Raw genomic sequence first — 19418 nt, forward strand, 5'->3', positions numbered from 1 at the left:
TTAACCGCCGCATTTATGTGCTGTTCTGCCGCGCGCGCCGCCAAATCCTGTCAGCTCGACCTTAAAGCCGAAATCCGTTGTTGGCGTCACATTAGTCGAGGAAGTGAAACGACGCGAGAGGGAAACATCCATAAAAACGCATTCATTTTGATATCGCAGGCCCAACCCGGCGCGCGTGGCCTGTTGGGCTTCAAGGTCAAAACTGCCATCAGCCGACACGCGCCAGAAATCGCTGATCTGGTACGCGCCGTCCAACCGCAACTCGTGCGTCGGGTCCGGGCGGTTTTCCACAATGTCTTCGATGACCCAAATATGCGCGGCGCTGATCTCGAAATCTTCGGCCAGATAAGCGGCGCGGGTTTCGGCCTTGGTGATCCCAAAATCGTCGTCCAGCAGCGCGCGGCCCTGAAGCGCAAACCGACCGCCCACATTCACATGCGCGCCCAACAGCCAATCTGATCGGTCGCCAGCCAGACCGGAGGCGTCGGTAAACTGGTCAAACCCGCCTTCACGAAACACCCGACCGGCGGCCAGCGTGAACGCCCAGCCAGACGGCGAGTGGCGGGTCCAACTTAGACCAACAGCCGCGCGGGCGCCGTCTTCGCGCCTGTCTTGTCCGGGAAAGCGGTTCAGGTCAAACAGGTTGGCTTCATCAAATTCCACGAAAACGCTGTCTTCATTGGGGACATTAGCGCCGACCTGTTCGGACCATGCGATATGCGCGACGGGCTCCAGTATATCGACCGCGCCCGAGGCGGCGACCCGCGACATCGGCCAGCGAAGCGTGACACCGGCAGACGGGGCGGCAAAGCTCTGTTCCGAGTCAAACCGGCTGTCTTGTTCAATCCAATAGACATTGGCATCAACGCCAGCTTCGGCCTCAAGCACCAATCCGGCTGGGCCGATCCAGTTGCGGAGCCAGCTGAGCCCAGCACCCAATCGGGCAACATCCCGGCCAAGGATATCCGCTGTGCTTTCACGGAAATGGGCCTGCCAAGACAAGTTTGCGCGGACTTCGCCACCCGTCCAGCGTGGGAAAAAGCGGCGCTCATAGATCGTGTCAATCTGTGCGAAGGGCAATTGATCGAAGATCGGCAACTCGGATTCGCGCAACGTGTCATAGCGCGTCAGGCCGCCAAACACGAACTCATCTCGGCGCGCGCGCATCACGTTGATTGAATTTCGCAGCCTGTCCTGATCGGAATACCCATAGTCGAGCAGATAGGCGGGGTCTGAGGCCTCTTGCAGCTCGAAGCTGAGCGTGTAGTCGCGGGGCAGGGCAAATTCACCCTCACCAAAGACATAATACCGTGTTTGATCTGGTAGGACGCTGTCCCGACTGACGGCGCCGGTAAACATGATGTCACCCGCGCGAAAGGCGTGGCGGTATTGAAACTCCAGCGTTGTCGTCTTGGCGGCCAAGAAGGGCGACAGGGTGATATCAGCGTGATCGCCCAACCGCAGAAAAAAGGGCGCGACAACGCCGATGCCCAATGTCGAACTGGTGCGGATTCTCGGTGGCAGGAACCCGGTCGCCCGTTTCAGCGTCGGGTCAGGCAGACGCAACCGCGGCAGATAGAAGATCGGCACATCCGCAACCCGAAGCTGGGCACCATGAAAATACAGCTGACGCGCCTTTTCGTCATGCACAACGCGGTCGGCCCGGATTTGCCAGAGCGGGACCGGGTTGGTTTTACACACATGACAGGACGAGGCGGCCACGCGCGTCATCTGGGTATAACGATCGTTCACCCGGTTGATCTGAGCGGCTGCGATTTGCAGCTGTTCGTCCAGCACCAGACGCGCACTTTTCAAAAGCCCATTGCGTAAATCTGACGACAGCTCAGCGGCCTCAGCGATCAGAACGGTGCCGTCGTCGCGGGTGATTGTGATCGGCCCTTCAATGCTCAGCTTGTCGGTGGCCTTATCATACACAACCCGCGTCGCAGACAGGCGCGTTCCCTGATACAAAACCACCACGTTGCCTTGGGCGATCAGCATGCCATTGCCTTCGACGCGGACCTGATCCGCGATCAGACTGGCTTGCCCCGCTATGGCGGGGGCCGCAGGCAGCATGGCGGCGCCAGTGGCGACCGCAAGACCCAACCACGCGGTGCAAAAACCGGTGCGAAGTTTGCGCAGAAGGCTCATCATCCGTCCTCCAGATGCAATAAAAGCCCCATAGGCAACAGGATCGCAGCAATGGGCGGCGCCCAAGCCGCGAGTATGATGGGAATCTGACCGTTCTCACCCAAGATTTGCGCGAAATTGCGAATGAAATATGCGCCGAAGCCCATGACCAGCGCCATCAGAACCATGATACCAGTGCGCCCAAACCGCGTGTGTCGCATGGTAAAGCCCGCCCCAATCAGGACCATGGCCACCATGAAAACCGGCAATGCCAGCTCCATCTGGAACCAAACCCTGTGCGCGCGGGCCGAAAAACCCGCAGCTTCCAGTTGGCCAATAAAGCTGGGCATATCCCAGATCGAGATCGAGCTTGGTTTGCCAAAACTATCGCGGATCCGATCCTGCGTCAGGTTCGATGAAACTAGGTATTCGTTGTATGCCTCGGCTTCCAGTTCGGGGTTGTCGGCATTTTCCAGATCCCAGACCTTTGCGGTGGTCAATGACCACTGGCCGGGTTCAAGCTTGGCGGTTTCCGCCTCGATCCGCAGGATGGGCAGACCGTCGGGCGCAAACGAGAAGAAAGTAACGCCCGACAGGCTTGTGCCTTCTAGATCTGATCGCGTGGCGCGGATCACGGTCTGGCCATCCTCGTTGCCCTGCCGAAGCCAGACCCCTTCTGTGGAAATGGATAAAACAGAATCTGACGTGCCTTTGTATTGTGCCGAGATGCGTTCGTATTTTTTCGATGTGGCGGCAGCAATCGGGTTACCAATGGCCACGGCGATCACGCCAAACAAGAACACTGCGATGGCAGGCGATACGAGGGTGTTCAAGGCGGACCGTCCGGCGGCGCGCGTCACCACCATTTCGGAACTGCGCGCTAGGCTGAGGAACATCCAAAGCGTCGCCAGTATGACAATCAGCGGCAGAATGCGGTACATCCAGACCGGTGCGTTCAAAAGGGTAAGGCCCAGAATATTGCGAAATCCAACCGCGGCGGAATCGAACCGGCGCATACTTTCCACCATATCCAGCAGCACAAAGAGCATGGCCAGAACCACCAACATGGTCAGGAAGGCAAACATGAAGCGCCGCGCTATATAGAGGTGAAGCTTCATGCGGTGTCTCCGGCGGGCAGGCGGTTCATTTCGCGCAAGGTCCGGCGGCGCAACCGCATGTCGCGGGGCGAAGGCCTGCCGGACATGATCAGCACAAAGATATTGAAAATCGCGCCCACAAGCGTTGCCACATAGACAAGCCATAGCTGGCCGTCAGCACGCCGCGCCATATCAAGCATCGTGTTGTCCAGTGTTTGCAGCAGGGCAACTGCGCCAAGGGCCATGACCACTTGTCGCCACAGTCCAAACCGGCTGAAGCCGGCAACGATCAGCATGGAAAACCCGGTCATAGCCGTCACGATGGAATACAGCGCCTGAGCATTGCGAAAATGGCCTTCTGCCCGCAGGGCGGCGCGGGTTTCGCCTGTCTCAGTCAGCGTCGCCGCAGGCGGGTTCAGCAGCTCGGGCGTGTAAATCTGGGTCACCGTGCGATCACCCCCAATTGGCCCTGTCAAAAGTGCCGAGATGTCATAGGTGAAATTCTTGAACCCTGTCGTCGATAACCGCTGTGTTTTACTGTTCAAAACCTGAGCCAACCCATCGAACATGATCAACCGTGGACCTACATCGGTCCGCAGGATCAACGCTTTTTTCGCGGTATAGGTAAACTTCTGCGCCGGATTGCGTTCGTCAGACAGAAAAATGTCTTTCAGTTCGCCTGATACGCTGATTTCGCGGATGTAAAGCGTGACGCCCTCGACAGGATGGACGAAACTGCCTTCGGTCAGAAAGCGCGCGGTGATGTTCTCAGCAACTTCGGCTTGCCGCTCAGCAAAGCGAAGCTGGCTCATCGGCACCAGGACATGGGTCAGAACCAACATGAAAAGCGCGGTGAACACGCCGAAGACCAGAACAGGCCGGGCAAGGCGGAACGGGCCATATCCGGCAGCCTGCGCGACGACCAGTTCGCTTTCCGAGTTCAGCCGGTTTGTCACCGAGACCGCCGCTGCGAACGAAGCAATCGGAATGATGAAAACAATCACCCCCGGCACAATCATCGCCGAGAATTCCAAAAACACCATTGCGGTCTGTCCGCTGGCAATCAACTGATCGAACAGCTGAACCGCCCGGTTCACCCAGAAGAGCAAAACCAGCACCAGCCCGTAAAAGCCAAACAGCAAAATAAGCTGCGACAGCATATAGCGGTCGAATCTGGCCACGATACCCCCGGTTAACCCCAACATGTTGTGTTTCATTTTCTAGCCGATCCCACCGCCGGGGAAAACTGCTATCTGGCCTTTCGTGACGGGGCTGGCTAGGAATGGCAAAAGATTGCCTGAAAGGAATGTCATATGACGACCCCGATCCAGCCCGTTTTCAGCGAAGTAAACCTTGATCCCATTGGGGAACATGAGGGCCGCGTGGCGGTTGTTTTGTCCGAGCCGGGCAAACTGCACCCGGCCGCGCGCCGGGTCAATAAGCTGACCCGTGGCGCGCTGTTGCGCTTTATAGAAAGCCCTGCGTTTGAAAAGATGAAAGAGGGTGACGCGCATGATCTGGCCTTCCCGACGGGTATGAAGGCCGAAGCCGTGCAAGTTGTTCGACTGTCGCCGCGCGCGGACCTGAACCTTGCACGCAAGGCTGGCGGTGCCATTGGTAAGTCACTGGCAGGAAAGGATGTTCTGGTTCTGGCGGGCCCCGTGAAACACGCGGATGATCTGGCGCTTGGGGCGGTTTTGCGAGCCTATGCGTTCAACGATCATAAATCTGACAAGGACGGCACCGCTGAAGGCGGCAGCCTGATGCTTATGGTGTCGCGGGTCGATCAATTTGACGGCGCAGCCGAACGGATCGCCGCGCAAAGCGATGGGGTTTTCTTCACCCGTGATCTGGTGAACGAACCGGCCAACGTGCTGACCACCACTGAATTTGCCGATCGACTGGTCGACCTCAAAAAACTGGGCGTGAAAGTGAAGGTGCTGGAGGAAGCAGCGCTTGAGAAACTTGGTATGCGCGCGCTTTTGGCCGTGGGACAGGGCTCCGAAGCCCCGTCGAAAGTGGTCGTCATGGAATGGATGGGCGGCGAAAAGGACATCGCGCCGCTTGCGCTGGTGGGCAAGGGCGTTGTGTTTGATACCGGCGGTATCAGCATCAAGCCAGCCGCTGGTATGGAAGACATGACCATGGATATGGGCGGTGCGGGCACCGTCGCGGGTGTCATGAAGACGCTGGCAACCCGCAAAGCCAAGGCCAATGTGGTTGGTCTGGTGGGGCTGGTTGAAAACATGCCCGACGGGCGGGCACAACGCCCCGGCGATATCGTGACATCGATGAAAGGCGACACGATTGAGGTGATCAATACCGACGCGGAAGGGCGGCTCGTTCTGTGCGACGTGATGTGGTATGCACAGGAAGAATTTAAGCCCGCTGGCATGATCGACCTTGCCACCTTAACCGGCGCGATTGTCATTGGGTTGGGGCATGAGAACACCGGCGTCTTCTCAAACGATGATACGCTGTGTGACGGTCTTTTGGACGCCGCAAAAGCCGAAGGCGAAGGTGCATGGCGGATGCCGATGGGGCCGGGTTATGACCAACTGATCAAATCGCACAAAGCGGACATGAAGAATGTCGGTGGTCGTGCGGCGGGCTCGATCACCGCGGCGCAGTTCCTTGGCCGGTTTGTCAAGGAAGGCCAGCCGTGGATCCACCTTGATATCGCAGGCACCGCGCAGGTTGACCAGGACGGGCCATTGGCCCCCAAAGGCGCGACCGGCTGGGGGGTTTTGGCGCTGAACCGTCTTGTGCAGGATATGTTCGAGGCCTGATCACATGTCAGACCCCGCAGCAGAAACCCCAAGTGGGCAGGGCGCGTCACAGGAAAAGACCGGCGAGGTTTTTTTCTATCACATGACGCGCAGCCCGCTTGAGGCCACATTGCCGACCTTGCTGCAAAAATCGCTGGAAGCGGGTTGGAAAATCTGCGTCCGGGGAACGGATGAAAAGCGGATCGACTGGTTGGACGAACGCTTATGGACGACGTCTGACGACGGGTTCTTGCCACATGGTCGGGACGGTGGGCCGCATGACGACGATCAACCGGTGCTGTTGACCACCAAGACCGCGATCTCCAATCAGGCAGACGCGCTGATTTCGGTCGATGGGGCTGCTGTTGCCGCTGTTGAAATGACGCGCCTCACGCGCGTCAGCATCCTTTTCGACGGCAATGACCCCGACGCTGTTGCGCATGCGCGCACCCAGTGGAAAGATGTGGTTGCCGCGGGCTGCACAGCGAAATACTGGAGCCAGGAAAGCGGCCGGTGGGAGATGAAGGCAAGCGCGTAACGCATTGCTTTCAAAAATCTAAAATCGCCTAATTGCCGCGCGTCAGTATCAACCTGTCGCGTTCGATTTCGATCTTTTCAAACCGTTGAAGATAGTCGTTGCCCAGCAGCGACCCCGGCATCTCGCCGTCATTTACCCAGACCTCGACGCCAAAATCCTCGATCCCCAACAACTCAACCCGCGCGATACGGGCAGGTGCCGTGCGTACCGGGCCATTGGCGCTCATCGCGCGACCGAAGAACCGAAGCGCCTCCATCTGTACGCCTGCGCGCAGGGCGTCGTCTTTGGTCAGAACAATCTGGCTCGCACCGGTGTCGACCACGAAGTCGATCGGCTGTCCGTTCATCAGAAGGGTTGCGTAAAAGTGCCCGTCATGCGCCCGGGGCAGCTCGATCTGACCGGTTTCTTGCACCACGCTTTGCCGGGGCGTGATGTCGTTTCGAATATCCTGCCACAACCCGACACCGGCCAGTGCACCAATGAAAATCAGCCCCCAGATCAGGGCATGACGGAAGGTCTGACCAATGTTTTTCCGATTTTCGGCAATGAAATAGCCGCCAATCGCCACCAAAAGCAGGGTTAGATAAATCGCACGTGCATAGTCGTCGCCGGTCATACTGGTCTCCGAAACCCATATCCATAGATATAGGAAGCGGCGCGCCCAATGTCATCGGGTCAATGCGCCGCGTGCGGACCGTCAGCCGCCCATCAGGCCAAAATCGCGTAAACCTTCCAGCACAAACTGCACAGCCAAAGCGGCCAGCAACATACCCAGCAGACGGGTCACCACCTTGATGCCGGTTTCGCGTAGCAGACGTTCCAACAACGAGGCTGCGTTGAACAGGATAAAGGCGATCAGAAGCACCAACGCCATGACGGTCAGGGCAAGCCCGACGCCCGCCAGGCCTTCGCCCTGACCCGACAACAGGATCACAGTCGCGATCGAGCCGGGACCGGCGATCAGCGGCATCGCCAGCGGGAACACCGATGGGTCTTCGTGGTTGTCGCCACCTTCTTCGGATTGGTCCTTGCGTCGCTGGGTACGCCGTTCAAACAGCATATCAAGCGCTGTCAAAAGAAGCAGGATACCACCCGCAATGCGGAACGCGGGCATCGAGATGCCCAGAAAGTTCAGCACCCCTTCGCCCAGAAACGCAAACAGCGTCAGGATCAGTGCTGCAATGGCGCAGGCGCGTAGCGCAATCGCGCGCCGATGAGGCACAGTCATCCCTTGGGTCAAAGCCATGAATAAGGGCGAGATGCCAATCGGATCCATCACCACAAACAGGGTGACAAAAGCTGGTACGAACAGATCAATATCCATCATCAAGCCTCTGCTTTTTCTAATTTTTCCTGCGCGCGCAGCCAGATTTCCTCAGCCCGGTCGAGCGCTTCGTGAACCTCGGCGTGTTTCTTTTGCCAGACCACAACTTCGTCTTTCCGCTCGGGCTCGTAGAGCTCCGGATCGCCCAGTTTGGCGTCCAGCTTGTCGCGCATTTCTTCTAGTTTGGTGACGCGCGCCTCAGCTTTGCGCAGTTCAGCGCGCAAGGTCAGGATGGTGTCGCGGTCTGCGCGCTTTGCTTTTGGCTTCGGAGCTTTTGCCTTCGCGGGCTTTTTGCTGTCATCCGGGGTCAGAAGCATCTTGCGATAGGTTTGCAGGTCTTCCTCGTAGGGATCGACATGCCCGTTTTTCACCAACCAAAGGCGGTCCGCCACCATCGACAGCAAATGCATGTCATGGCTGACCAATATCACCGCACCGCTATAGGTGGTCAGTGCCTCGACCAAAGCTTCGCGGCTTTCGATGTCCAAGTGGTTGGTCGGTTCATCGAGGATCAACAAATGCGGGGCGGGCAGGGTTGCCAAGAGCAGCGACAGGCGCGCTTTTTGGCCGCCAGACAGCCGTCCAACCTCGGTGTCAGCTTGATCTGGGCCCAGGCCAAAACTCGCCAAACGTGCGCGCAGCTTTGCCTGCCCTTCAGCGGCGCGTTCGCGCATCAAATGTTGCAGGGGCGTTTCATCGATATAGAGTTCGTCCACCTGATGCTGTGCAAAGAAACCAATGCGCAGTTTACTCGAGGACACCATGTTGCCCTCCATCAGGTCCAATCGACCAGACAGCAGTTTGGATAGCGTGGATTTTCCTTCGCCGTTTCGTCCAAGCAACGCGATGCGGTCGTCTTGATCAATGCGCAAGTTCAGATTGCGCAGAACAATGGTTTCACCGTAACCCACAGCCGCCATTTCTGTGGCGATGATGGGTGGCGGAAGCTCTTCAGGCTTGGGGAATGTGAACACGGTGCGCGCCACATCTTCTGGCGCGCGAATGGTTTCCATTTTCTCCAGCGCCTTCACACGTGACTGGGCTTGTTTGGCCTTGGAAGCTTTAGCTTTAAAACGGTTTACAAAGGCTTGTAAATGCTCGCGTTTGGCGTCTTGCTTCTTGGCCGCCGATGCCTGAAGGGCACGTTGCTGTGCCCGCTGTTTGGCGAACATATCATAGGTGCCCGTGTAGTAGATCAGCCCCTTGTCTTCGAGGTGTAAGATGCCACCGACCGAGCGGTTCAGCAGCTCGCGGTCGTGCGAGACGATCAGCACCGTGTGGGGATATTTGACCAGATAGGCCTCAAGCCACAGCGCGCCTTCCAAATCCAGATAGTTGGTCGGCTCGTCCAGCAACAACAGGTCAGGCTCGGAAAACAACACCGCCGCCAAAGCCACACGCATGCGCCACCCGCCCGAAAACGCCGAACAGGGCATTTGTTGTTCGTTGTTGGTAAAGCCAAGCCCCTTCAGGATCGAAGCCGCCCGCGCTTCGGCCGACCAGGCGTCAATATCTGACAGGCGTGTCTGGACCTCGGCGATGCGGGTTGGATCGGTGGCCGTTTCGGCTTCCGCCATCAAAGCTTCGCGTTCTGTGTCCGCGCGCAAAACCGTGTCGATCAACGAGACCTCGTTGCCGGGCACCTCTTGGCTGACGCCGCCAATTTTCCAGCCTTTAGGCAGTGAAACGGTACCTGTGTCCAACACCATCTCGCAGCGAATGATCTTGAACAGCGTCGTCTTGCCAGAGCCGTTGCGCCCCACCAGACCCACTTTGTGGCCTGTCGGAATGGTCACCGAGGCGTTTTCAACCAAAGTGCGACCAGAGATGGAGTAGGTGATGTCTGAAATACGTAACATGCGAGGCGCATATCAGAGCCTTTACAGTGGCGCTAGACGCAACACGCCCGGCGCCACTGTTCTTTTTAGTTTAAAAGCGCGGCGATGCCATCTGCCTCAAACGAACCAAAGCCAACCATGGGGCTGTCACCATCATACGAAAAGACAAAGACGTGGACCTGTTCGTGAAGAATGGACGCCCGGCAGAACGTGTTCTCTTGCGCCAGTGAGTCTGGGCAGTTGTCCAGATCGATATGCGGAACTGCCGCTTCAAACTGCTCATATGACAGGTGCGCAGGTGTTTGGCCGGCACTGGCAGCCACGGGAAGCAATGGGCCAGCAGCGACAAGGGCGATTGCGATTTGACGGGTGAGGGGCATAGGAATTCTCCGTTTGTATGAGTATGCACATAATACCTACTAAAAGAGTCAGATATAGCACAACCCTTAATCTGATAAAAAAAGTCAGATAACAAAAGTCGATTCCAAACCAGGATTTAGCATCGTGCGCCAGCAGACCGCGCTGCCTTGCGCAGATATGACCACCCGGCATCAATCGCCACTTTCCAAAACCATGATCCCATGTTACGGGGGCGGCAAATCACAGCAGTGCCGGGGCAGGGGCTTCGGCGCGTAAACGTAAAAGGGACCGACATGGCCATTCAACGCACGTTCTCGATCATCAAACCCGATGCCACCAAACGCAACCTGACCGGCAAAATCGCTGCGAAGTTCGAAGAAGCTGGTCTGCGCATCGTGGCCTCCAAGCGCATCCAACTGACTTTAGCGCAAGCCCAGCAGTTCTACGGTGTCCACGCCGAGCGCCCCTTCTTTGGCGAACTGTGCGAATTCATGATTTCTGAGCCAATTGTTGTTCAGGTTCTGGAAGGCGAAGACGCCATTGCCAAAAACCGCGAAGTGATGGGCGCGACCAACCCGGCCGACGCCGCCGAAGGCACCATCCGTAAAGAGTTCGCGCTTTCGATCGGCGAAAACTCGGTCCACGGTTCAGACGCACCAGAGACCGCCGCAGAAGAAATCGCATTCTTCTTCTCGGGTCTTGAACTGGTCGGCTAAGCTGATCTGACAGACTAACGAAAGGCCGTTTGAGGGAACTCGGGCGGCCTTTTTTCATGTCCTAGCCGTTTCTTCTGGCTGAAAACATCCCGGGGAAGTGCGTCTCCCGGTACGGGAGACGGGCTGGGGCAGCGCCCCAAATTTTCAAGATGTAAGCACGCGAACCTTTTGCCTGGTCATCGCCGCACCCCAATCTCATCCAAGATCGCTTCTATCTTGTCTTTTGGGGGTGTGTTTGCACTGGCCTCGGCCTTGATCGCATCAAAACGCGCGCGCAGTTCGGACTTCTCTTTGCCTTTACAGTCATTCCACGGGCGCCCCTGTAGCCCCATAACCATAGCATAATATCCAATGAAATGTGGACGAGAGCCCACGGCCAGCAGGCGGCGATAGGCGTCATCCGCGCCCAGGTCCCGCAACTCATCCGCCGAGTGGATGCCAGCTCGTGCGAAGGATATATCCGACGCAGGCCCAAGATTGCGTATGGACGAAACAGGATCAGTCATGATCCAAGGCTAAACGTGTTGTCCGCAGGTGAAAACCCGTCAGATACTGGCCCAGTCCTTGAACACCACGGCGGGCGTCTCCGGTTCCTCGGTCTTCGTTCTGTCAGTTTTCGGCGGTATTTGTTGTCGAAGATAACGAACGACACGTTTCGGTGCTTTTATCTGTATATTCTTTGTTTTTTCAATCATTTCCCCACTCCAGTTGTTGCGGTTTGCGCCTTAATATGACGCACCATTTTCCCCACCAGAGACCTTTCGGTATGAACATGTTAACATATTATGAACGCGCGCTGGCGAACTAAAATTTCACAATTGTGTTGCAGAGTGAAATATTGTGGCGCTGCAGCCACAAATGCGCCGCGTTCAGATATCGCTTGCTGCAGGTTGCCAAGTATACAAAACGGCGCAAAAACCCAATCGCAGGAGTCAGAATACGGCGGCGAGGGAGCCAACCAGCAGAAGGAACTGTCCGCCCTTGGAAAGAAATGTCCGGCAGCGGCGAACCGTGTCAGATCTGGCAAGGGCTGGAGGACGGATCATCTGTCAGATTGTGGCCTGACTCCCAACTGCGAAAACCGTTGATGAATGGCGGGTTCCAAGGGCACTTTGAAAATTCGAAATTTATCAACACATCGAACCAGTTGGACAGCATAAATACGCGTAATCTATAGTGAAGCGCATCGTCTTCCTTTACCTCATGCTGAATTCTCGGGCGAGCAGTTCGTCACGCCGTTTGAGCGACCCTCGCGGGTTGAATACGTGCCAAACTGGTTGCGCGAGCGGAATCTGACCAACATCGTCACGCCAGATAAGGTCGATATGAGGACTGTCGAGGCCCTGCTGGATCCCGTAACCTGACATTCTAGCAGACAGCTCGTGGGGACTGGAAAGCGACGGATATGGCAGGTGAGATTTGCATCAATATAAAGGCGTTCAAACTCGGGTTGAATGCCTCAACACGGTCCAATGGCTCATCAAGCAACTCGCCTGGCGAAACCGAACCCGCGGCAACCTGCTGCGCAAGAAAGGTTGCGTCGTCTTGATAATCAAATCCCCTTGGTGAGGTCGTTCCTGGGTCACTGTTCGTTTGCAATTGAGTTACCACAAGGACAGACGACGGAGATTTCAAACCATCAGGATAATCTGAATTCACCAAAGCGCAATATCGGCTAACATGGTGCAAAGTGGCTTGGAATTCGCAAATTGTACTCAGCGATGGCTGCGAAATCGGGTTATGGGTTTTCCCGCCCTGTTCCGGCGCGAGAGCAATTGCCTAGGCCCCCGAGCAACTTTCCCGCTGCGCGGACCAACGACCGGGCAAACGGCACGAATTTTGGGTTTCTACTTAGCCGAACGGTGGGTTCAAACTTCAACGATACGAACAAATAGGTGGCGCATTCGGTTGCGAACAAATTTCAAATAAGCCCTTGGAGAATCAAAAAGCCCTCAAGCTATTGAGCTTAAGGGCTTATTATTGGCTCCGGCGGTAGGCGTGCCGGATAAAGTTCTAGGCAGTCTATCCCTTTGGAAAACCTCAAGAAACCAGAAGGGCGGCCTTGCATGTATCCCCGAAGGTGCCCCGAATGTATCCCCAATTGCGGCAGTTGGGCAAGCCACTTTTGGTTGGCCGAACCCAGTGTCGTTTGGGGTGTCATTCATTACAACAGGCACGAATGTCGGCCATGCGCAACGATTGCGACCATTGCAATGTTCGAGGAACGGCCCGAAGCTGCCATTGACCATCGCTTAGCGATGCCGCGCTGCAGCGCGTCGAACCTGCCATTCTTTGCCAGCGCGAAATCGACACTCATCAAATCACGGCACTGCGGCCCTGCAACGCGGAATAGCTGACATAGGCTTCTGCTGAAACACAGTTTGCTGCATGGTTCAGGTTGAGAAGCATAAGTGAACAACCTACAGTAAAGCTGGAAAGGTAGGCTGCGTGGACTCGTATTTAGATATAGCACACAAAGTACTTCGAGCGTCGCGCCGACCAATGTCGGCGAAGGGTATCCTTAACGCGGCCTATCGTGCGCAAATTGTACCTAAACACCTTCGCGGGAAAACCCAGCATAAGACCCTCCAAGCTCGTTTGAGTGAAGATATTCTTCATCATCGGTCCTCATCGTTGTTTTTTAGGACTGAGCCGGGTTTGTTTTTTCTTTGCGAATTGATCTCCGACCCCAACATACCTGAAAAGTTCAAAGAGATATTTCCGGCACGAAGACGGACGCGTGACTTGCAGAATGGGAATGCTCTTGGGATAAACCGAGACTTTCTGAAAAGGTGGCGTGAAGGTTCGGATAGCTGCGACTTGGTAGAAATGCTCGCCGATGCGGAACGGAATGAAGCCGTTCGCTACCTGCCGCAATCAGGGGACTCCGATTATGCTACTCTTTGGACTTTCTCGCTCGTAAGGCGAAAAAACGAAGTACTTTCTTACAGAATAGGAAGATACCGGGATGACCGAGAGGCCTTCGCAAACAAAAGGACCATTGGCTTCCCGGGAGCCGTCACAATTAGTGACAGGTCACTTTTCTCGCAGGAAGACTATGGGGCGACCGAGAACGCTTTAAGAGTTTTACTGCTAGATCTGGATTTGTCGTCACAGTCATTTATTGATGAAAACCTAACGAAGCCGTCGCCTATTTTTACATTCGAGGCCGAGGGAGATGATGGTGTCACTGTTCTTCTTGTCGTACTTGAATGGACATGCCCAGATTGGTTTGAACCGACGACACGGAAGTTGTCTTTGAACGACCCATCCTGGCTGAGCCTATCAGTCCCCCCAAATAACATTGAAGATTTTGAGCCATGGAGTAAGACAACCTTGCGTAGAATTTTATCGTGTGAACTGACGGAAGAGTGAGCAGCAAAAACGTCCCTCCTGAAAAAGCGGCTTTCATTCGGTACGAGTTAGAAAACGGCGACGACCGGAGAAAGAAAGTAGCGCTTCAAGAGATCGCTCGGACATACCGAAGCGGAGGTCGCTTTGCGCCCGATATTCGAAACGGCCTCGAAATTACGATCAATGGCCTTCTAAGCGCACAACAAGACCCCAAGGTGACGCGTTGGTGTCTCAACTGCATCGCGCAGATGGGAACTCGAACAGGTTCGGTGCAATCTGTGGAACGGCTGCTTCGGCAGCAGGTAGGCGACCCCGAGATCATTGCCGCAGCGGTGGCAGCGGTTGCGAAGCTCTACGGTGGTCAACTCGACGAGTGCGATTCTCTGGGGACCGTTCAACCGGAAATTAAGACTCTTGCTGCACTACAAATTGCCCCGCCGTCCAAACTCGACCTTGATGGATTTAAGATCGCCATTGATGTAGCCGACGACGAGGTTTTGAAGCTTGCACTGATCACTGTGGGCTTGAACAAAGCCTACGAGAATATGTTCCATCCCAAGCACTCCAATGCGGAGTTGGTGAAAGCTCTAGGACAGCACGATAACAGGATCGTTAAGCAGTACTCTGTCTGGTCAGTTATAGAAAACGTCCGGCTAGGCATCAGCGACTTGGGGATTCCCTTCGCCAATCTCGAGAATGAGCCTTCGAACGTGCAGGCCAAGATGCTGCAACTTGGAGCGGAGAAGATCGCTGACCTCAAGGAACGCCAAGAAGTCATACGGAAGGGTTCCTATCTGCCGACGGTTGAGGCGCGGGAAGGCCTCGCAAAGGGCTTGCAGTCGGTTTACTACGACGGCTTAGAGGGTGTGACGCTGGACTGGTACGACATTGAAGGAAGCTTTCGCGTCCGTGAATTACTTGCCGAGCATTTCGCCCGATATGGCTCCGACTGCGTGCCGTATGGCGACAAGGCGCTTGAACTATTCGAAGCGGACCAAACGCTGAAAAAGCGCCTGTATATCGGGGCCGAGGGCACGTCTCTTTTTGGAAAGCTGAAGAAAAACGACCTTCGGGAGGGTACACTTGATATGTTCGGTGGCGACCTCGATCCTTTGACTGCCCGACTAATGGAGGAACAAAAATTGACCATCGTGAACGTTCTTATGATGTGCGCATCACCGAAAGACGCAGGTGATCCGCTACGCTTGGATGAAGAGGCCCGCGACCTCAAAGAACAGATCAGACTTGTCGATAAGCCTAAGCAAGACATTATTGTGACGACCGCTTGGGCGGTCAGGACCGATCAAGTGCAAATGGAAGTCATGAACAACGCACCGGACATCCTACATTTCAGCGGCCATGGAGCCACTGGGTTTCTTTGTTTTGAAGACAGGAACGGTAACGTCGCAGCCGTATCAGCGGCTGCAGTCGAAGGCCTGATTAAGCTCAGCGACAGTATTGAGTGCCTCATATTGAACGCCTGCTTCTCGGAGAGCATCGCAACGCAAGTAAAAGATCACCTAAAAGCAGTGATTGGCTGTTCAGTAAAGATTGGCGACGCCGCCGCCATTGCATTCACGAGAGCCTTCTATCGCGCGTTGCGACATGGCCACCCCTATCGCCGTGCTTTCGATTTTGCGTTGAACGAGTTGCAGCTAAATGGAATGGAGAATGAAGCGAAAAAGTATATGTTCGTCGTTGGCAACGCTTAACGAGTGATTGGTATGGGTTACGCCAACAACAGCCTCTTGAAGTTGGTCATTTCAACACAAGCCAGAAAGGCCGCTCTGGTTGTTTGGGAAAACTGCATTCGCACCCGCAGAGAATGTCCGGTTTCCGCCCGACGTGCTGATCAAGCATGACCGCTTCGGGCTACCTTCGGAAATTCTCTGTGACCTGCATGGAAGCCCGCTCTGGCTCTAGCCGTCACTTGTTAAATACACTCATATGCCCGCGTTGCCTTGCAGCGGCTTTCCAGTGCCTCTTGCGAATACCCTCCGGTTCCAGATGAGTGTATTTGCCACCAGAGAACTTAGGCCAGTCGAGAGCCAAGCCGATCTTCACCATCTCCGCGCTTAAATCCCGACCGTCCGATAGATAACACGTCGCAACAACTCGATCATAAGAGATGTCTGGCTCAATTTCTGCGGTGATAACTTGACCCTTGCAAAGTTGAACCAGTTCCCATTTGGCTTTCTTGCCCCACGGGTGTTCCAGTTCGGGCGCGTCAATACCGGCCAGTCGCAATCTCACTTTGCCGATCTGGATTGTGTCTCCGTCGATGACATAGCACTTGCCCGTGAGTGTAGTCTCGTAAGCTGGACTTGGGGCTGCGGTTGGTTTTTCAACAGGCTGCAGTGGAACGACATTTCTATTGGTGCGTCGACTTGCAGCGCGAGGGGAAATGTAACCATCAGTCGCTCGCGGTGACGGTGCACTTGCTCGTCCCCGACTTGAACGGTTTCGAAAAAGAACGCGAATGATCAGTCTAAGCAATGTGATATTCTCAAGATTGCGGTATCGAAATCCTAATCACCTTAACGGAGAGCGAAAATAACTAAAGCGCGATCTGTAATTCTGCTAATTCGGCAGCAATACGTCGACTATGGCGAACACTGAAAAAGACGAGAGATTGGTTGGCTGGAGCCGAAAACGCAAATGCTCACATGTATGTGCGCCCAACTTCAAACAGCACCGACGCCTGCTCAATCATCTCCGGCCCCTTATCGCGCGCGCCAAACCTGCTGACCGGATGATGCCGATGCCGCACCTCGGTCCACAAATCCAGAACGTCATCACTTCCAGACAGCCACGCTTCACGCTCCTGAATGTTGAGGATAGCAGGCATACGATGATGGATGCTTTCAATATCAGCATTGGGCGCGCGGGTCATCTTTGTGCAGGTAAACAGATCGTTCCAAGGGGACGTCAACCCAGCCGCCCAGAGCGTCGCTTCGTTTCCGCCGGACAAGATTACATGGGTCTGTTTCTGACCTTTTTTACCTGCCCGCTCAGTATAACCACACCGCCAAGGAGATTGGTGAAAACTGATCAACAGATACTCCATCAGGGGCATTCATGTGAAATGTATGGATAACCATTGCCGCGACTTGTCTCTAAACAAGTCCGGTCAACTCCTTTCGACGATGCACGCACGATAGAAACGCAACTGCGTCAAAAAAATTTCGGTGTGTCACAGGAGACTTAGTCCCCCGCGAATCCAACTAACACAGGCGGTTAGGACAGTTCATGTCACCACTACGTCACCAACCCATAACGACATATAAAAGATTGGATTTTCAGGGGCTTGACGGAATCTTTTGGCCTTCATAGGCGGGGTGCACTGCGACCAAGCCCAGAAAGGAATCTTGCTTGACCATCCACCTCCAGACCGATGCCACCCAACTCGCGACAGCCAATCAGTTGACCTTACGCCAGACTGTAGGCTCGCCCTCGCGGTTAACTCCAAGCACCGCGAAGTGCAGCGCCTAGGGCGCACCGCTAAGGAAATCGCTGCGGAGATCGGTGAGGCACTGATCAAGGTGAAACAGAAGTTGGCCCATGGGGAGTTTGGACCTTGGTGTGATGCTAACCTGACCTTCTCCAAGCACACCCGCGCTCGTTACATCAAGGTGGCTGAAATCAAAAGTATCACGCATGCTACTTTCCGACGGGCCGAAAGCATCAACGAGGTGCTGGACTACAAGTCCAAACCTGAACCCCCGAAGCAAACCCGAGCGGCTACCCTCGACGATCTCCGAAAGGTGGAGAAGCTACGGGCTGTCCTCGACGACCCCGCGACACCCGACGGCATTCGGTCCAACGCGAAGGCGCAACTGGACAAGATCGAACGGGAAGTGGGTGCCGTTGAGCCGCAACCGAAAGCCAAGCCCAGCCCAAAACAACCTACCGGACAGTCCCCTCGACATGCTGTGCGCCTAAGGGCGTGTGCAGTCCTCGATAGGGTCGCACCTAACCTAGTTGGAAACCCACGCTCGATGATCATCAGCGCACTTATGATTGCCTATGGTGATACCCCTGAGAAAATCGAAGAACTCCTCGAAGCCCTGAAAGGAACAAAATGAACACCATATTGATGAAGTTCATAGATGGGGGCGGTTTTATTTTCGCCGCAAAAATCTGACACTCAGAGATATATAGAGCGGCCCGCAAAATCCCCCCGTGGGGCACCCCTAACACAATGTTTGCTCCATTTGCGGGAAAACTCCAATAGTGTATAAAAATCAATTGGATGACTGTTGTATCTCCACCGCAGATGTATTGTCCGGACGAGGCACCATGCCCGCGTTCACATCATCGAAAGGAACACCTTATGATCATCCTAGACATCCGCCTCGGTCGCTTCTCTGTCCTCGTTCAGCGTGAACCCGATTGGCGCAACCCGACGGTGTTTCGAGAAAAGCCGGGGGAGATTACCGTTGATATACCTTATACTCGCATCTTTCTCACAAACTACCGCCGCTGTGCACGGGTGTAACAGCCACAACCAACGTTGACATTTGCAACGGTCCGATGGTATTCCCCTAGTGAACCATTCAGCAGGGGCTTTTCTATGAAGCAGTATGTCGTTTATCGAAGAGTTAGTACCGAGGAACAGGGTAGGTCTGGTTTGGGTCTGGATGCGCAACGTCGTGACATCGCAATTTTTTTGGAGAACTTCTCAGAGGCGCCCTACGAGGTGATAGGCGAGTTTGAGGACCACCTAAGCGGAAAGCACGATGACAGACCACAACTATCAAAGGCCTTGGAACTGGTACGCAGCACAGGGGCTGAGTTACTTGTAGCGAAACTGGACCGTCTAAGCCGTAAGGTCTCCTTCATCGCCACCCTAATGGATGACACTAAGGTGAAGCTTAAAGTCGCCTCCATGCCCCAAGCAGACAAGTTCCAGCTTCACATATACGCGGCTCTGGCAGAGCAGGAGAGAGAGTTCATCTCTGCGCGTACTAAAGCAGCGCTTGCTGAGGCCAAAGCTAGAGGCGTCAAGCTGGGTGGCCTACGGGACAAGACGATGAAGCGGAACGATGCCGTTCAAGCCAACGCGAAGGCGCGAGCAGAGAAGGTTGCCAAGACCATACTACCTCTCAGGGCTGGAGGAGCGTCCCTGAGGGCCATTGCTGATGCATTGAACTCATCTGGGGTTCTGACGGCCCGAGGCGGCAAGTGGCAGCCCTCGCAGGTCTCACGCGTCTTAGATCGTCTCGAAGCTGCCTCCTAAGTTGCTCTTATACCTCAGAATGCCTGAACACGGCTGAGGGCGTGTTTGATCTGT

The 19418-nt window shown here is 55.2% G+C and carries 17 protein-coding genes; 7 read left to right on the plus strand and 10 right to left on the minus strand.

Translation table 11 applies throughout. The annotated features are described in order from the left end of the window. From K3556_RS07185 to lptF, 3 genes are read right to left on the minus strand one after another with little or no spacing between them, the layout of a single operon-like run. A complete protein-coding gene (locus K3556_RS07185) occupies positions 1–2151 on the minus strand; it encodes an LPS-assembly protein LptD (RefSeq protein WP_260519034.1) in 2151 nt (716 codons plus the stop codon). After that, positions 2151–3248: an LPS export ABC transporter permease LptG gene (lptG, locus tag K3556_RS07190; protein ID WP_260519035.1), complete on the minus strand. Its 1098-nt coding sequence runs from the start codon at positions 3246–3248 to the stop codon at positions 2151–2153. The genes K3556_RS07185 and lptG overlap by 1 nt, the downstream gene beginning before the upstream one ends. Continuing rightward, on the minus strand, positions 3245–4408 hold the full coding sequence (gene lptF, locus K3556_RS07195) for an LPS export ABC transporter permease LptF (protein WP_260519036.1): 1164 nt from the start codon (positions 4406–4408) through the stop codon (positions 3245–3247). The genes lptG and lptF overlap by 4 nt, the downstream gene beginning before the upstream one ends. A gap of 132 nt (positions 4409–4540) precedes the next feature. On the opposite strand from lptF, the gene K3556_RS07200 reads away from it, so the two are divergent. Both K3556_RS07200 and K3556_RS07205 read left to right on the plus strand, forming a co-directional pair. Further along, complete coding sequence (locus K3556_RS07200; RefSeq protein WP_260519037.1) at positions 4541–6016, plus strand: leucyl aminopeptidase; 1476 nt, start codon at positions 4541–4543, stop codon at positions 6014–6016. Between the two features lie 4 nt (positions 6017–6020). Next, positions 6021–6533 carry a DNA polymerase III subunit chi gene (locus K3556_RS07205; RefSeq protein WP_409557769.1) on the plus strand — a complete coding sequence of 171 codons (513 nt, stop codon included), beginning with the start codon at positions 6021–6023 and terminating at the stop codon, positions 6531–6533. Positions 6534–6561: 28 nt separating this feature from the next. Here the strand turns inward: K3556_RS07205 and K3556_RS07210 are convergent, their stop codons facing one another. The 4 genes from K3556_RS07210 to K3556_RS07225 form a co-directional block, all read right to left on the minus strand. Then, positions 6562–7149 carry a TIGR02281 family clan AA aspartic protease gene (locus tag K3556_RS07210; protein WP_260519038.1) on the minus strand — a complete coding sequence of 196 codons (588 nt, stop codon included), beginning with the start codon at positions 7147–7149 and terminating at the stop codon, positions 6562–6564. A gap of 81 nt (positions 7150–7230) precedes the next feature. Continuing rightward, positions 7231–7857, minus strand: a complete 627-nt coding sequence (locus K3556_RS07215; RefSeq protein WP_260519195.1) for a MarC family protein — start codon at positions 7855–7857, stop codon at positions 7231–7233. 2 nt (positions 7858–7859) lie between these two features. Beyond that, positions 7860–9716, minus strand: coding sequence for an ABC-F family ATP-binding cassette domain-containing protein (locus K3556_RS07220; protein ID WP_260519039.1), 1857 nt, complete (start codon positions 9714–9716; stop codon positions 7860–7862). A 65-nt stretch (positions 9717–9781) separates the two neighbouring features. Then, positions 9782–10075 carry a hypothetical protein gene (locus tag K3556_RS07225; protein ID WP_260519040.1) on the minus strand — a complete coding sequence of 98 codons (294 nt, stop codon included), beginning with the start codon at positions 10073–10075 and terminating at the stop codon, positions 9782–9784. Positions 10076–10348: 273 nt separating this feature from the next. On the opposite strand from K3556_RS07225, the gene ndk reads away from it, so the two are divergent. Further along, positions 10349–10771, plus strand: a complete 423-nt coding sequence (ndk, locus tag K3556_RS07230; RefSeq protein ID WP_260519041.1) for a nucleoside-diphosphate kinase — start codon at positions 10349–10351, stop codon at positions 10769–10771. Positions 10772–10947: 176 nt separating this feature from the next. Here the strand turns inward: ndk and K3556_RS07235 are convergent, their stop codons facing one another. Continuing rightward, complete coding sequence (locus K3556_RS07235) at positions 10948–11277, minus strand: TfoX/Sxy family protein (protein ID WP_260519042.1); 330 nt, start codon at positions 11275–11277, stop codon at positions 10948–10950. Positions 11278–13219: 1942 nt separating this feature from the next. On the opposite strand from K3556_RS07235, the gene K3556_RS07240 reads away from it, so the two are divergent. Further along, positions 13220–14146, plus strand: coding sequence for a winged helix-turn-helix domain-containing protein (locus K3556_RS07240; RefSeq protein ID WP_260519043.1), 927 nt, complete (start codon positions 13220–13222; stop codon positions 14144–14146). Beyond that, entirely contained in the window at positions 14143–15837 is a 1695-nt protein-coding gene (locus tag K3556_RS07245) for a CHAT domain-containing protein (protein WP_260519044.1), read from the plus strand. Before K3556_RS07240 ends, K3556_RS07245 begins: the two co-directional genes overlap by 4 nt. A 214-nt stretch (positions 15838–16051) precedes the next feature. Here the strand turns inward: K3556_RS07245 and K3556_RS07250 are convergent, their stop codons facing one another. Then, a complete protein-coding gene (locus K3556_RS07250) occupies positions 16052–16372 on the minus strand; it encodes a thermonuclease family protein (RefSeq protein WP_260519045.1) in 321 nt (106 codons plus the stop codon). Positions 16373–16787: 415 nt separating this feature from the next. Further along, positions 16788–17192 (minus strand): SOS response-associated peptidase, encoded by a 405-nt coding sequence (locus K3556_RS07255; RefSeq protein WP_260519046.1) that lies wholly within the window; start codon positions 17190–17192, stop codon positions 16788–16790. A 301-nt stretch (positions 17193–17493) separates the two neighbouring features. Here K3556_RS07255 and K3556_RS07260 point away from each other — a divergent pair, with 301 nt between their 5' ends. Together K3556_RS07260 and K3556_RS07265 are read left to right on the plus strand one after the other, a co-directional pair. Continuing rightward, entirely contained in the window at positions 17494–18210 is a 717-nt protein-coding gene (locus tag K3556_RS07260) for a DUF3102 domain-containing protein (RefSeq protein WP_260519047.1), read from the plus strand. Between the two features lie 488 nt (positions 18211–18698). Then, positions 18699–19364, plus strand: coding sequence for a recombinase family protein (locus K3556_RS07265; RefSeq protein WP_260519048.1), 666 nt, complete (start codon positions 18699–18701; stop codon positions 19362–19364). Positions 19365–19418 lie beyond the last annotated feature (54 nt).

This window comes from Aliiroseovarius sp. M344 (genome assembly GCF_025140835.1).
GTDB lineage: Bacteria > Pseudomonadota > Alphaproteobacteria > Rhodobacterales > Rhodobacteraceae > Aliiroseovarius.